The organism is Actinopolyspora mortivallis DSM 44261 (genome assembly GCF_000384035.1).
Taxonomy (GTDB): Bacteria; Actinomycetota; Actinomycetes; order Mycobacteriales; family Pseudonocardiaceae; genus Actinopolyspora; species Actinopolyspora mortivallis.
Genome location: NZ_KB913024.1, coordinates 3,986,787 through 3,999,438 on the forward strand (window position 1 = coordinate 3,986,787; position 12,652 = coordinate 3,999,438).

Below are 12,652 nucleotides of genomic sequence, written 5' to 3' on the forward strand. Positions count from 1 at the left end.
GGAGCGCGGGGGCACGGGCTTGTCACCCCGTGTTCGTGCGACACCCACCTCGGGGTCACCCGACGCGCCTACCGTGTTGCCGCGTCGAGGCGGGAAACGACGAACGGCGGAGACGGTATGCGCGACCAGACAGGACCGATCGGACGACGTGCGCTGTTGCGGGTCACCGGGGCGGGGGCCGCCGCGGCGGCGGCCGGCCCGGCGGTGGCGCGGGCGGCCACCGGGGCGAACGCCGGGGTTCCGGAACCGAGACTGCGGTTCCGCGAGAACGGCACCTTCCGGGTGGTGCAGTTCAACGACACCCAGGACGACGAGCGCACCGACCGGCGCACCGTCGAACTCATGGAACGCACCCTGGACGCCGAGCAGCCGGACTTCGCGGTGATCAACGGTGACGTCATCACCGGCGGGTGCGACAGCGAACTCCAGGTCAAACAGGCCATCAACAACGTGGTCACGCCGATGGAGTCGCGTGGCGTGCCGTGGGCGATCACCTTCGGCAACCACGACGAGGACTCCGAGCGGAGCTCCGGAATGTCCGAACGGGACATGCTGGAGTTCTACATGAGCTACGAGCACAACCTCAACGAGCCGGGACCGAGCGGCGGCAGCGGCACCGGCGACACGCTGGTGACCGTGGCCGGGTCGGGCGGTGACCGGGTCGCCTTCGCGCTGTGGCTGATCGACTCGGGGCGCTACGCACCAGACTCCATCGCGGGGCAGGGTTTCGAGGGCTATCCCCACTGGGGCTGGGTGCGTCCGGACCAGATCCGGTGGTACTCGGAGACCTCGCGGAAACTCGAACGGGTCGCCGGCGGTCGGGTTCCCGGGTTGATGTGGATGCACATCCCGCTGTGGGAACACCGGTTCATGTGGTTCGCCAGCGTGGACTCCCGTGGTGAGCGGGACCACGACCGCGCGCTGGACAGGCACGGCATCGAGGGAGAACGCAACGAGGACGAGTGCCCTGGCCCGTTCAACAGCGGCATGTTCGCCGCGATCCTCGAACGCGGTGACGTGCGGGGCGTGTTCTGCGGGCACGACCACGTGAACTCGTACGTGGGCGACTACTACGGGGTGCTGCTGGGCTACTCCTCCGGTACCGGGTTCGGCCCCTACGGGCTGCCCGGACGGGAGCGGCACCGGCTGCGTGGGGCCCGGGTGTTCGAGTTGGACGAGAACACGCCAGGGGGACTGCACGACACCCGCATGGTGTTCGCCCGGGACTTCGGTATCGACATGAGCCCGCAGGACCAGCCGATGGACCCGCTGCCCCTGCACCGGTAGCGCTCGGTGTCCGGGGACGCCGCCGGGTCAGCCGGCGGCGAGTTCCGGCAGCAGAGGAACGACCTCCTCCGGGGCGGGCATGGCCGCGATCTCGGTCGCCAGGTGTCGCGCCGCCCGGTGCGGGGCCGGGTCGGTCAGCAGTCGGATGCCCGGCCGGGCCAGGACTTCCGTGGCGGTGCGCAGCGGTTCGGCGGTGGCGAACTCGGTTCCGAAGGTCAGTTGCACCAGCTTCTCGCCGGGTTCGCGGTGGAGCAGCCGGGCGGGCACCGGAGTGGTTCCGGGGTGGGGGACCGGGCGCAGCGTGGTGCCGTGGTGGTCCTGCCGCGGCACCGTCGCCCGCAGGGTGGGTGGGTAGATGTCCAGGTAGGGGCTCGTGTGTCCCGGTTCGGGGGTGGACAGGCCGAGTTCGGCACTGAACGCGGTCAGCACCCGCCGGTGTTCCTCGAAGCCCTCGGAGGGGTCCGGGCCGATCCCGTGGGCCACGGCGGGGATTCCGGCCAGCCGCGCGGCGAGTTCCGCGCCGGTGTTGGCGCTGTCGAACACCACCAGGTCGGGCTCGTGCCGTTGCAGCAGCGGGTTCAGGTCGGTGAGAAAACGGTGCGGCATGGTCCTGCCGAAGGTCTCCGCGATGAGGCGGGGCAGTTTTGTTCCCGAGGAAATCCGGGTTCGCCCGGTGCGGTGCCGAAGAGCCCGTGGGCGGTGCTGATCATGCCTTCGCGGATGGAGGTTCCGGCGGTGAGCGGTTCCACCCCGGCTTCCCGCAGCGTCGGATGCAGCGCCGGGCCGGTGGCGAACTCGACCTCGTGACCGGTCGCGCGTGCGGCGGTGGTCAGCGGAAGCAGTGGCAGGGTGTGCCCGTGGGCGCCGAGACTCGTGAACAGGAGACGCACGGTGGGTGACTCTAGCCGTCGAAGGCCCCGAGCGAGGGGGTTTTTTCTGGAAGGCTGTCGGAGATACGGGCCGTGTTCGTCGGTCGGTGGTGCCACGACCGTGTTGTTCTTCCTGGGCGATCGAACCTGTGTTCGATACCCTTGGCCTCAGGGTGGTGGGCAGCGTTCGGAGGGAGAGGGAGATGCGTCGCGCTTCATCCGGTTCGGTGAACACCTGGGGAGAGCCGCGTGCTTTCGCGGCTCCTAGGCTTTCGGGCATGAGCTCCTGGAACGACGAGGAACGAGCGGCCTTGGTGGCCCTGCTGAGGGAACGCCCGGAAGGGATGTCGTGGTCGACGATCACTTCCGAGGTTGCCGAGGCCGGCAGTGCGCGTGCTGTGTGGGAGCGTTTCGAATCCTGCGGGGAAGCCACCTTGTTCGAGCTGACGTCGTCGGAGGTGCCCTCCGTGGGACGTGTCGAACAGGCGTTGGAGGACGTCGTTTCCTGGCGTGGTGAGGACTTCGAGTTCCTCACGTTCCAGGACGACCGCTACCCGTCCCGCCTTCTCGAAGTGAATCAGGCTCCACCGTTCGTGTTCGTTCGGGGGAAACTCGTTCCAGGTGAGAGCGCCGTGTCGGTGGTGGGATCCCGCGCGGCATCGGACCATGGCCGTGCGGTTGCCTCCGAAGTCGCCCGCAGGTTGTCGGAAGCGGGGTTCACGGTGCTGTCGGGACTGGCGAACGGTATCGATGCCGCAGCGCACCGGGCTACGCTCGACAGTGGTGGTCGAACCGTGGCGGTCCTCGGGAACGGTATTCGTCGGGTCTATCCCGCGGCGAACCGGGAGTTGCAGGAGCGGATCGCGCGGGAGGGGCTCATCCTCTCCCAGTTCTGGCCGGATTCGCCACCGACCAAACAGAGTTTCCCAATGAGGAACGCGACGATGAGCGCCTACGGTGTTGCCACGATCATCGTTGAGGCCGGGGAACACAGTGGGGCACGGATTCAGGCGCGTATGGCGGTCGAGCACGGTCGGTCGGTGATCCTGATGAGACCTGTGGTCGAGGGAACCGACTGGGGGAGACGGCTGCGTACCCAGCCCGGGGTCTTCGTCGTCGACACCCCGGAGGAAGCCGTCGGTGTCGCTGAGCGATTGACCGAGGGGGAACGGGAGGTCTCCCGACTGCTGGCTATGGTCACCTCGTGACGGACGAGGATCTTCGCGAGGAGCTGCGACGGCAACTGATCCGTCGAGTGGGTGGGTTCTTCCACAACACGAAAAAGATTCGCGGTGTGACCTGCTCGGTGTGCGCGGGGCCGGTTTCGCCCGAGGAAGAACTTTGTTCCGGATGCGCCAAGCATCGTGTTGAGTTCGGCGACAGACTCGCCGATCGGGTGTTACTGCTGACCTAGGTTCGTGGCCAGCAGCCCCGACGACAACATCAGTCGGCTCATACCATGCGGGCGTACAAGTGGCCTCGGCCGGTGAAAAGGTGCCGCGATCATCTGTGTTTGATGGTATCGGCCGTTACTCGTATCCACGCTCGATGCGTTGCCAAATCCGCCGGCCGGAGTTGGGACTCGGTGACTTTCGTTCCTTCACGGAACAGGCCGGGGGCGAAGCATCCTGTTGCCGAGCTGGCTCGTCATGTGGCTTGTCGTAACCAGCCCGAGAACCGTCTGCTTGTGGAAATCGGTCCGGGATTCGATGATCCCGCTCGTGTCGTCCGTTCCGATCGCTTTGTCGTGCCGGAAAGATATCGAGAACGTGTGCGGGACAAACACGTGTTGGTGGTGGACGACACGTGGACCTCGGGAGCGAAGATGCAGTCGGCGGCTGTGGCACTCAATGACGCAGGTGCAGCGCAGGTCACGGCATTGTGTGTCGCCAGATGGTGCCGATACGACTGGTCCGATCATCGGGAGCTGCTGGATTCATGCACCGAACCCTATGACGCTTTCGACTGTCCTGCTCTGGGCGAAGACTGTGTGGTGGGTGAGTGTTCCCGTGTCTCACTGCTTTCCCAGCGCGAGTGCGCCGCCGAGCCCGATGAGGGTGACTCCGCTGAGCGCGTGCTGGCGTCGCTGCCAGCGCGGGTTGTGGGCCAGCCAGGTGCCGAGCGTTCCGGCGAAGACGGCCACGAGCAGGTCGGCGGTGGTGGCGAGGACGACGAAGGCCATGCCGAGGGCGAGGAAGGCCAGGCTCTGCGAGCCCCGCTCGGGGTGCACGAACTGCGGGAGGAACGCCAGGAAGAACATCGCCGTTTTCGGGTTGAGTACCTCGGTGACCAGCCCCTGGGCCACGGCCGACCCCTGTCGTTCCGGCGGGGTGGGCTGTTCCGTGGTGGGTGTGGTGCGCAGTTTCCGGAGAGTGCGTGCACCCAGGTAGACGAGGTAGGCGGCTCCGGCGAACTTGACCACGGTGAACGCGGTCGCCGAGGCGGCCAGCAGGGCGGAGAGACCGACGGCGGCGGCGAACACGTGGACGGCGGCGCCGAGGAAGGTGCCGAGCGCCGAACGCACACCTTCGACACGACCGCCGCGCAGGCTGCGCGCGAGCACGTACAGGATGCCGGGGCCGGGTGCGACGGCGATCAGCAGCGCGGCCCCGAGAAAGATCCACCATTCCGAGGGATCCGGCATGGGACGAGACTATCGGATCCCGTCCGGTGTACGCCGGGGGTTTCTGGGACCGGTGAGGTTCCGCTGTCACGCGGATCGGACGATGTTGACACGTTCGGCGGATCAGTCGTGACGTGCCGCGGCGTAGCGTCCGGACATGGTGGCGTTGTCGTTTCCCAATCCGCCGTTGGCGGACGAGGTCGTGGCGTTGCGTCCGTGGCGGAAGGCGGATATTCCGCAGCGGTTCGCGGGCTTCTCCGATCCGGTGTGCCTGCGTTTCTCGTGGCCGTGTTCCGAGCCCTTCACCGAGGCCCATGTGCGTGCGGACCTGGAGGAGCACGAGCGCGGGCGACTGGAGGGGCGGGAGGTCAACCTCGCGGTGGTGGACGTGGCCGCGCGGGACCACGTGTGGGGCGGGGCCGCGGTGTACGAGGTGGACGGTGAACGTTCGTGCGCCTCGCTGGGTTTCTGGTTGGCCGCCCACGCTCGGGGACGTGGGATCGCCACCCGCGCTGTGCGGCTGCTGGCCCGCTGGTGTTTCGATCGACTGGAGCTCGCCCGCCTGCAACTGACCTGTGCCCCGGACAACGAGGCCTCCCGGCGGGTGGCCGAGCGGTGCGGGTTCAGCCGGGAGGGGCTGCTGCGTGCGCACCTGCCGTTCCGGGGGGCACGGCGGGACACCGTGGTGTACGGCCTGCTGCCCGGCGAGTTGCGGTGAGGGTGCCTGTCGCGGAGTCCCGTGCCCGGAGGGAGTCAGTGGCGCGGCATGGGAGCGCGTCTCGCGAAGCTCGGGGTGTGTGAATCGGCCTCGGCCACCCCGTTCGGCTGGTAACTTGCACTGGCCCGTTCGACGGAGGTGAGCAGCGAGCATGGCAGGTAGTGACGCGGGATTCGCCGTGGACCTGTACCGCTTGGAGAAGGTCGCCAAGGACCATCTGCCGACGGTCTCCATGGTCTACGACAAGGCGCTCGGCCAGTGCGAGGACGCACAGGGCGCGGTGAACGGTCTGTCCAGTGTGCCCGAGCGGTTCCACGGTCCGGATGGTTCCATGGCACAGGCGTACGGCCGGTTGCACGACGCCATCACCGAGGTGCTGACCTCGACCAGAACCAGCCTGGACGAGACGGCGCGGGCACTGCACGAGACGGTGCGGCAGTATGCGGACACCGATCAGGGGATCTCGGACGAGCTCGACCGGCAGATGGAGCAGAAGGGCGTTCCGAAGCCGGAGGTGACCTCGTGAGTTTCGACCAGCTGATGACGAAGGCGGAGGAGATCGAGCACAGCGCCGCCGAGGCGGAGTACCGTCAGCTGGCCCAGTGGGGCGGCAGACCTGACTACGGGCGGATCAAGGAGAAGTACCAGAACTGCGCGCGCCCTGTGTTCGAGCCGTTCACCGGGATCCCCGATCCGGGGGACTACCAGGGGATCATCGACCAGCTGCACGGCGCCATGAGCTGCCTGTCGAACGGTGCGCACATGACGGACCCCATCACCGGGAACTCCATCGGCGCCAACGAGGACCTGCGGGCGATCGAGACGGCGGCCGACGATCTCAACGACTGGAGCGGGGCGGCGGCGCACGCGTTCAAGGCCAATTTCCTCGATCCGTTCCCGGCCGTCGCGAGCAACCAGTTTCTCATCCTGGGTGTGATGAAGGGGGCGGTGGAGGCGGACCAGGAGCTTTGGGAGAAAACGAGAAAAGACATCGGAAAAATCGCGGACGACACTCTTGCTGCGCTGGACAATGTGGGCAGTTGTGGCAAGAGCGACATTTCCTTCACGCTGTCGGTGGCCGGCGCGGTAGCCGCTGTCGGGGCCATCCCGTTCACCGGTGGGGCCTCGGTGGCCTTCGCTGCGGTGGGTGCCGCCTCGGCGGTGGGAGGCGCGGCACAGAAGGGCTACGAGGCGGTGAAGAAGAGCGGCGGCTCGGCGGAACAGGTCGTGAACTCCATGAAGGAGGCGATCAGCGAGGCCACCACGTACATCCGCGAGGAACAGGGGAAGATCACCGGGGCACTGAACGGTTACGCCGGTGAGGTGAGTCGGCAGAGTGGCGAGAACTCGTCCTTCGTCTCGGCGCGGCCGAAGCTCGCCGGAATGTCGGGCAGCGTGCTGACCAGCGGCAGGGGCGTCGGCGACCATGACTAGGGAGAGTGAGAGCTGTGGGTGAGCTGGCCGATCGGCTGGACAGCATCCGGGTCCGGGCGAGTGCGCCGGGAATGGATGTTCATGCCGAGTTGGGCAACCGCACCGAGTTCACGCTCACGTTCGGGGAGAGTGTGTACGAGTTCGTTGACGAGCGAGCTCTGGAGCGGGCACTGGCGAGTCTGGCGCGCCTGCTGTATGCGGGGTGGCAGCGGCAGTACCGGGAGGCGATCGAGGGGAGGGGGTTGGACGTCGAGCCGCAGGACACCCACGACTTCGCCTTCCAGGAGGAGTGCCGCGCGGTGGAGTCCTACGGCGAGTCGAGTGACGGCCGCTTCGCGTTGTCGGCGGTGGGCATGGACGAGTTCTCCGCGCGGATCAAGCGCGGCAGCCTGCGTGAACTGTGCGAGGACGAGTTCTCCGCGCGGGTCGTCGAGGCAGCGAGTCGGCTGGTGCGGGATTACCAGGCGAAGACGACCGACTTGAAGCTGAGGTACTACGGATGATCGGGTGGGTGTTACGGGTCGCTGCCGTGTTGCTGGTGGGGTCGGGGGTGCTCGCGGGGTGCGGTTCCTCGGATCGGCCGAGGGAGTTGTCGGTGAGCGACGTGAAGCCGTGCGATTTGATCAACAGGGATTCCCTGGAAGGGATGCGGATAACTCAGGAATCGCAGAAGGATGATTCCGTTCCTGGGATCGACACCGAAGGTAGTACCTGCTTTTACAGCATCAGTACTGGGAATAGTATATATGTGAGTACTGTAACGAATCACGGCATCGGCCGGTGGACTGATCCTCCTTTTGATCGTGCCAGATCCGAGGAAGTTTCCCGGATTCAGGGGTTTCGTACGATCAAAGTGTGGTATGAAACCGAAAATCCCAAGCCGGACGGCAGGTGCAGGGTCTATGTCGATGTGGCTGGGGGCCAGTCGCTGCGAGTCGAGGTTGATCAATCCTACAGTGATGAGGACCCTTCGACCTGCACCACGGCCCGCAGGTTCGCCGAGGCGGCGATGAGGACGCTGGCCGGTTGAGCTCGGGTGGGGTGCGCCGGTTCAACCTCGCTGATCTTTACATCGGCGCGCGAACCCCGATCGTGCTCACGATGAGCCGCACCAACCTGCTGCGGCTGTGGGAAACCGTCGGGGACATGGTGGCCGCGTTCGGTGAGGACGGTGCCTGAACGATCCTGGCACGGTCCTCGCCGGACTCCACTTCGGCCGCCCATGAGAAAGGCCCAGGCCGGAACTTCGTAAGCTCCTGACCTGGGCCTTCGTCTCTGGAGCGGGCGACGGGAATCGAACCCGCGTTCTCAGCTTGGGAAGCTGATGTTCTACCATTGAACTACGCCCGCACTGCCTCAATGCGTTGATGACAACGTTAGCACAGCGGCCAGCGGCTGATCCGCACCCCCCACCCGATACGCTGTTCCCGTGCTGCTCAGTGACCGCGACCTGCGCAAAGAGCTCGACAACGGGCGTCTGGAACTCGACCCGCTCGACGACTCCTCGATCCAGCCCTCCAGCATCGACGTCCGGCTGGACCGCTTCTTCCGGGTCTTCGACAACTCCAAGTACACCCACATCGACCCCGCACAGCAGCAGGACGACCTGACCTCGCTCGTCGAGCACACCGACGAGGACGCCTTCGTGCTGCACCCGGGGGAGTTCGTGCTCGGTTCCACCTTCGAGACGGTGCGGCTGCCCGAGGACCTCGCGGGCAGGCTCGAAGGCAAGTCCTCGCTGGGCCGCCTCGGCCTGCTGACCCACTCCACGGCCGGTTTCATCGACCCGGGCTTCGGCGGGCACATCACCCTCGAACTGTCCAACGTCGCGAACCTGCCCATCACCCTGTGGCCGGGCATGAAGATCGGCCAGCTGTGCCTGTTCCGGCTGTCCAGCCCCGCCGAGCACCCCTACGGCAGCAAGGCCGCCGGTTCCCGTTACCAGGGGCAGCGTGGCCCGACCCCGTCGCGCGCGTATCTCAACTTCGCCAGGGTCGACACCAGTCGCTGACCCGGATCGAGACCGACTCGTTAGCGGTTCAGAAGCAGCTCGCTTCGATTCAGTAACGCAGTGCTTCTGAACTCGTCGTAGTGGTGAGCATCACACTGAATCGTGGAAGTCAAGTGGGACATATGTGACTTACGTTGTCGCGTACCCGTCGTTAACGAGCGGTGTGTGAAGTGGCACACCGGCGAACGGGGCACAGGAGTACTTCGATGTCGGTAGATCAGACGAGAGGTCGTTCCACCGATCACCTGGCGCACGTGGTGATGATCGCCGGGGCCGCGGCCCTGGGTGGTTTCCTGTTCGGCTACGACACCTCGGTCATCAACGGCGCGGTGCAGGCCATCCAGGAGAACTTCGCCGTCGGCGCGGCGCTGACCGGTGTCACCGTCGCCGCGGCGCTGCTGGGATCGGCACTCGGAGCGGCCATCGCGGGTGGCATAGCGGACAGACTCGGCCGCACCAGGGTGATGCAGGTGGCGGCCGTGCTGTTCATCGTCAGCGCCATCGGTTCGGCGCTGCCCTTCAGCATCTGGGATCTCGCCTGGTGGCGAATAGTCGGTGGTGTCGCCGTCGGAATCGCCTCCATGATCGGCCCGGCCTACATCGCCGAGGTCGCTCCCGCCGAGTACCGCGGACGGCTCGGCTCCCTGCAACAACTGGCCATCGTGCTGGGGATCGCGGTGTCCCAGCTGGTCAACTACGCCCTCGCCGCGGCGGCCGGCGGCAGTGCCAGTGCCCAACTGGGTCCGTTGGCCACCTGGCAGTGGATGCTGGCCGTGGAGGCCGTGCCCGCGTTGATCTATCTGATCCTCGCCACGGTCATCCCCGAGTCCCCGCGTTACCTGGTCTCCGCGGGCAAGCCCGCCCTCGCCCGCAAGGTGCTCAGCGGCATCGAATCCACCGATCCCGACGACAAGATCGCCGAGATCAGACAGGCGCTCGGTGGCGAGCACAAGCCGAGGCTCAGTGACCTGCGCGGCAGGTTCGGCCTGCTGCCCATCGTGTGGGTCGGCATGGCCATCGCCGCGTTGCAGCAGTTCGTCGGCATCAACGTGATCTTCTACTACTCCTCCTCGCTGTGGCAGTCCGTCGGTGTCGAGGAGAGCAACTCGCTGCTGCTGAGCCTGTTCACCTCCATCGTCAACATCATCGGCACCGTCGTCGCCATCGCGCTGGTCGACAAGATCGGCCGCAAGCCGCTGTTGGTGATGGGCTCGGTCGGCATGACGATCGCGTTGGCCGTCACCGGATGGGCGTTCAGCTACGCCGAAGTCGTCGACGGCGAGGCCAACCTGCCCTTCGTCTGGGGCGCGGTGGCACTGACCTCGGCCAGCGTCTTCGTGTTCTGCTTCGCCGCCTCCTGGGGTGTGGTGATGTGGGTGCTGCTCGGCGAGATGTTCCCGATCCGCATCCGCGCCGCCGCGCTGGCCGTGGGTACCGCCACGAACTGGGTCGCGAACTGGCTGGTCACCGTGACCTTCCCGAGCATGAACTCCTGGAACCTGCCGGCGACCTACTTCATCTACTCCGCGTTCGCGCTGATCTCGGTGTTCTTCGTGGTGCGCTACCTGAAGGAGACCAAGGGCCGATCCCTGGAGGAGATGGGCACCTGAGGTGCCCGCCACGGCGAGGGGCGTCCGCACGGGCGCCCCTCACTCGTGTCTCGACCGCCGAGGCGGACCGGCCCGGTTTCAGGGCCGGTAGAGCACCAGGTCGAACAACCGGCCGAACCGGTCGGCGGCGCTCTCGGCGTCGTCGAACAGCGCGAACTGACTACGTCCGTCCTCACGCCAGTACATGACCGCCCCCTCGGCGGTTTCCATGCCCCACAACATCACCAGGTCCGGGTCGGGTTCGCCGTTGTCGTCCCGCCGGGCCAGGCCGAAGACCATCGGAACCATACGAGCCTCCTTGGCTGACACCTCACTCATGGCCCCCAGCGTCCGAACGGGAGTCCGCCAACGGGATCACGCGAAGCGGGAATCCCGATCACGAATTCCCGCGTGGACAATGATGTGGGTCATACCTGTCGGGGAGGTGGTCAGTGACCCGGACGAGTCCCACGTTCCGTCGCCGTCGCCTGGCACGTCGGATCCGGCAGTTACGGGAACGGGCGGGGCTGACCCAGGAACGCGCCGCCACCGCGCTGGACATGTCCACCAGCGCGTTGAGCCGCAAGGAGAACGGCGACGTGGCGACCTCGGTGCACGAGGCACGGTCCATGATGGACCTCTACGACGTCCGCGACGACGAGCTGCTCGACCTCGCCCGCGCAGCGCGCCAGCGCGGCTGGTGGCGCGCCTACGGCATCGAGGACCGAGGCTACGTCGACCTGGAGACCGAGGCGTGCTCAGTGCTTGATTTTCAGGTGACCACCGTGCCGGGGCTGTTGCAGACAGAGGACTACGCGCGCGCACTCTTCCTGAGCGGACGTTTCGGTGTCTCGTCCCAGCAGATCAACAACGATGTAGCGGTGCGCATGATCCGTCGGGAGCGGTTGACGGAGCTGGAGAATCCGCTTCGACTTCGCGCCGTCGTCGACGAGGCGGCGCTTCGGCGCACGGTCGGCAGGGAATCGGTGATGCGCGAACAGCTCGCCCATCTCCTCGAACAGGCGGACGTACCCACCGTCGAGCTTCAGGTCCTGCCGTTCGGTGCGGGGGCGCACTGTGCGATGAACGGTGCCTTCACCCTGCTGGAGTTCCCGGATCCGGCCGACCCCGACATGCTTTACGTGGAGTACCCCACCGGTTCGCTGCACGTGGAGAAGGCCTCCGAGGTGAAGGCGGGTAGAGTTCTGTTCGAGGATCTGCGATCAACCGCGCTCGACGTCGGCGAGTCGAAAAGGTTGATCGAGGCGATCGCCGAGCAGCTGTGAGGAGGCGCCATGTCGGCGGTGGACGTCTCCGTTGACGCGTGGCGGAAGAGTACGCGCAGCGGCAACAACGGCAGTGGGGGCAACTGCATCGAGGTCGGTTTCACCGGGCCGGCCGTGGTGGTGCGTGATTCCAAGGAGCCCGAGGGCGCCGTGCTGGCCTTCAGCCGCGCGGCGTGGGCCTCCTTCCTGGCCGAGCTGCGCTGACACCCGTGGCCGGGCCCGCGTGGCTCCGGCCGTGTGGGTGGTCTGAGGTGGTTTCAGTCTTCCAGGAGTTCGGTGGGGTCGAAGGACAGGGGGAAGGGGGTCTGGGTTTCGAAGGTGGATCCGGCCAGGGCTTTGGCGTGGACTTCGTAGGTTCCTTGTTGTCCGAGTCGTAGTAGTACGACCTCGGCGTGGTTCTTGGTGTAGGAGACTTCCACGCGCATGAAGTACTCGATGCCGGCTTCGGCGCACATGGCGGGTTTGTCGATGCGGTCGGCCACACGGCTGGACGGAGACACGCACTCGCCGACCAGCAGGAGGCTCTCCGCCGGAATCCAGACTCTGCCACGAGCGGGTCGCCCGAGAACCGCGAAGTCGGGCTGGATCCAGCGACTGGCCCCCAGTTGCACGTTCAGTGTGGGGTAAACGCGACATCCGAGCCGCCGCGCCGAGGGTTCCATGAGCGTGAGTATGCGGTACGCGGCGTAGGTGTTGGCCGAGCCTTCGTAGGGGGTCACGATCAGGTGTCCGTCCTGGCACTCGTACTTCGCCGGTGGCATCCCGGGGATGGGGAGGTACCGGTCGGCGAGGTCGGGGGTCCAGAGCCCGTGAAGCTCGACGAGTGGGTCGAACG

18 protein-coding genes and 1 tRNA gene are annotated in these 12,652 nt (G+C 66.5%); 13 read left to right on the forward strand and 6 right to left on the reverse strand.

The features are described 5' to 3' along the window. Window positions 1-117 precede the first annotated feature (117 nt). Complete coding sequence (locus ACTMO_RS0118650) at window positions 118-1,287, forward strand: metallophosphoesterase family protein (protein WP_019856196.1); 1,170 nt, start codon at window positions 118-120, stop codon at window positions 1,285-1,287. 27 nt (window positions 1,288-1,314) lie between these two features. Here the strand turns inward: ACTMO_RS0118650 and ACTMO_RS22080 are convergent, their stop codons facing one another. Beyond that, complete coding sequence (locus ACTMO_RS22080; RefSeq protein ID WP_051099118.1) at window positions 1,315-1,893, reverse strand: glycosyltransferase family protein; 579 nt, start codon at window positions 1,891-1,893, stop codon at window positions 1,315-1,317. Next, window positions 1,866-2,177 carry a hypothetical protein gene (locus ACTMO_RS22085; protein WP_051099120.1) on the reverse strand — a complete coding sequence of 104 codons (312 nt, stop codon included), beginning with the start codon at window positions 2,175-2,177 and terminating at the stop codon, window positions 1,866-1,868. Before ACTMO_RS22085 ends, ACTMO_RS22080 begins: the two co-directional genes overlap by 28 nt. Window positions 2,178-2,182: 5 nt before the next feature. Between ACTMO_RS22085 and ACTMO_RS0118660 the strand changes: the two genes are divergently transcribed. Together ACTMO_RS0118660 and ACTMO_RS0118665 are read left to right on the forward strand one after the other, a co-directional pair. Further along, window positions 2,183-3,364, forward strand: a complete 1,182-nt coding sequence (locus ACTMO_RS0118660) for a DNA-processing protein DprA (protein ID WP_245556247.1) — start codon at window positions 2,183-2,185, stop codon at window positions 3,362-3,364. After that, a complete protein-coding gene (locus tag ACTMO_RS0118665) occupies window positions 3,361-3,570 on the forward strand; it encodes a hypothetical protein (protein WP_019856198.1) in 210 nt (69 codons plus the stop codon). The genes ACTMO_RS0118660 and ACTMO_RS0118665 overlap by 4 nt, the downstream gene beginning before the upstream one ends. 600 nt (window positions 3,571-4,170) lie before the next feature. On the opposite strand, the gene ACTMO_RS0118675 is transcribed toward ACTMO_RS0118665, so the two are convergent. Further along, window positions 4,171-4,800, reverse strand: a complete 630-nt coding sequence (locus ACTMO_RS0118675) for a LysE family translocator (RefSeq protein WP_019856200.1) — start codon at window positions 4,798-4,800, stop codon at window positions 4,171-4,173. Between the two features lie 136 nt (window positions 4,801-4,936). Between ACTMO_RS0118675 and ACTMO_RS0118680 the strand changes: the two genes are divergently transcribed. The 6 genes from ACTMO_RS0118680 to ACTMO_RS23160 all read left to right on the forward strand — a co-directional run bounded on the left by ACTMO_RS0118680 (window position 4,937) and on the right by ACTMO_RS23160 (window position 8,110). After that, window positions 4,937-5,497, forward strand: a complete 561-nt coding sequence (locus tag ACTMO_RS0118680) for a GNAT family N-acetyltransferase (protein WP_019856201.1) — start codon at window positions 4,937-4,939, stop codon at window positions 5,495-5,497. A 151-nt stretch (window positions 5,498-5,648) separates the two neighbouring features. Continuing rightward, window positions 5,649-6,023: a hypothetical protein gene (locus ACTMO_RS0118685; protein WP_245556249.1), complete on the forward strand. Its 375-nt coding sequence runs from the start codon at window positions 5,649-5,651 to the stop codon at window positions 6,021-6,023. Further along, window positions 6,020-6,931 carry a hypothetical protein gene (locus tag ACTMO_RS0118690; RefSeq protein WP_019856203.1) on the forward strand — a complete coding sequence of 304 codons (912 nt, stop codon included), beginning with the start codon at window positions 6,020-6,022 and terminating at the stop codon, window positions 6,929-6,931. The genes ACTMO_RS0118685 and ACTMO_RS0118690 overlap by 4 nt, the downstream gene beginning before the upstream one ends. 14 nt (window positions 6,932-6,945) lie before the next feature. After that, window positions 6,946-7,434, forward strand: coding sequence for a hypothetical protein (locus ACTMO_RS0118695; RefSeq protein ID WP_019856204.1), 489 nt, complete (start codon window positions 6,946-6,948; stop codon window positions 7,432-7,434). Then, a complete protein-coding gene (locus ACTMO_RS0118700) occupies window positions 7,431-7,961 on the forward strand; it encodes a DUF3558 family protein (protein ID WP_019856205.1) in 531 nt (176 codons plus the stop codon). Before ACTMO_RS0118695 ends, ACTMO_RS0118700 begins: the two co-directional genes overlap by 4 nt. After that, window positions 7,958-8,110 (forward strand): hypothetical protein, encoded by a 153-nt coding sequence (locus ACTMO_RS23160; RefSeq protein WP_157062956.1) that lies wholly within the window; start codon window positions 7,958-7,960, stop codon window positions 8,108-8,110. The genes ACTMO_RS0118700 and ACTMO_RS23160 overlap by 4 nt, the downstream gene beginning before the upstream one ends. A 97-nt stretch (window positions 8,111-8,207) precedes the next feature. Here the strand turns inward: ACTMO_RS23160 and ACTMO_RS0118710 are convergent. Further along, window positions 8,208-8,281, reverse strand: a tRNA-Gly gene (locus ACTMO_RS0118710). A 79-nt stretch (window positions 8,282-8,360) separates the two neighbouring features. Between ACTMO_RS0118710 and dcd the strand changes: the two genes are divergently transcribed. Both dcd and ACTMO_RS0118720 read left to right on the forward strand, forming a co-directional pair. Beyond that, window positions 8,361-8,942, forward strand: coding sequence for a dCTP deaminase (dcd, locus tag ACTMO_RS0118715; RefSeq protein WP_019856207.1), 582 nt, complete (start codon window positions 8,361-8,363; stop codon window positions 8,940-8,942). A 206-nt stretch (window positions 8,943-9,148) separates the two neighbouring features. Continuing rightward, window positions 9,149-10,552, forward strand: a complete 1,404-nt coding sequence (locus ACTMO_RS0118720) for a sugar porter family MFS transporter (RefSeq protein WP_019856208.1) — start codon at window positions 9,149-9,151, stop codon at window positions 10,550-10,552. Window positions 10,553-10,630: 78 nt separating this feature from the next. Here ACTMO_RS0118720 and ACTMO_RS0118725 read toward each other — a convergent pair whose 3' ends face one another. After that, complete coding sequence (locus ACTMO_RS0118725; RefSeq protein ID WP_211212992.1) at window positions 10,631-10,870, reverse strand: hypothetical protein; 240 nt, start codon at window positions 10,868-10,870, stop codon at window positions 10,631-10,633. Window positions 10,871-10,983: 113 nt separating this feature from the next. Here ACTMO_RS0118725 and ACTMO_RS0118730 point away from each other — a divergent pair, with 113 nt between their 5' ends. Both ACTMO_RS0118730 and ACTMO_RS0118735 read left to right on the forward strand, forming a co-directional pair. After that, on the forward strand, window positions 10,984-11,817 hold the full coding sequence (locus ACTMO_RS0118730; RefSeq protein WP_019856210.1) for a helix-turn-helix domain-containing protein: 834 nt from the start codon (window positions 10,984-10,986) through the stop codon (window positions 11,815-11,817). Window positions 11,818-11,826: 9 nt separating this feature from the next. Further along, a complete protein-coding gene (locus ACTMO_RS0118735) occupies window positions 11,827-12,021 on the forward strand; it encodes a DUF397 domain-containing protein (protein ID WP_019856211.1) in 195 nt (64 codons plus the stop codon). A 53-nt stretch (window positions 12,022-12,074) separates the two neighbouring features. Here the strand turns inward: ACTMO_RS0118735 and ACTMO_RS21490 are convergent. Next, the coding region (locus ACTMO_RS21490; protein WP_019856212.1) for a Uma2 family endonuclease at window positions 12,075-12,652 on the reverse strand (578 nt) is incomplete at its 5' end.

Bases quoted from the DNA above. Each gene is read 5' to 3' on its own strand.
- ACTMO_RS0118650 (WP_019856196.1), top strand. From the start codon at position 118: ATGCGCGACCAGACAGGACCGATCGGACGACGTGCGCTGTTGCGGGTC.
- ACTMO_RS0118735 (WP_019856211.1), top strand. From the start codon at position 11,827: ATGTCGGCGGTGGACGTCTCCGTTGACGCGTGGCGGAAGAGTACGCGC.
- ACTMO_RS0118725 (WP_211212992.1), bottom strand. From the start codon at position 10,870: ATGAGTGAGGTGTCAGCCAAGGAGGCTCGTATGGTTCCGATGGTCTTC.
- ACTMO_RS0118700 (WP_019856205.1), top strand. From the start codon at position 7,431: ATGATCGGGTGGGTGTTACGGGTCGCTGCCGTGTTGCTGGTGGGGTCG.
- ACTMO_RS0118680 (WP_019856201.1), top strand. From the start codon at position 4,937: ATGGTGGCGTTGTCGTTTCCCAATCCGCCGTTGGCGGACGAGGTCGTG.
- ACTMO_RS0118720 (WP_019856208.1), top strand. From the start codon at position 9,149: ATGTCGGTAGATCAGACGAGAGGTCGTTCCACCGATCACCTGGCGCAC.
- ACTMO_RS0118675 (WP_019856200.1), bottom strand. From the start codon at position 4,800: ATGCCGGATCCCTCGGAATGGTGGATCTTTCTCGGGGCCGCGCTGCTG.
- ACTMO_RS0118685 (WP_245556249.1), top strand. From the start codon at position 5,649: ATGGCAGGTAGTGACGCGGGATTCGCCGTGGACCTGTACCGCTTGGAG.
- ACTMO_RS22080 (WP_051099118.1), bottom strand. From the start codon at position 1,893: ATGCCGCACCGTTTTCTCACCGACCTGAACCCGCTGCTGCAACGGCAC.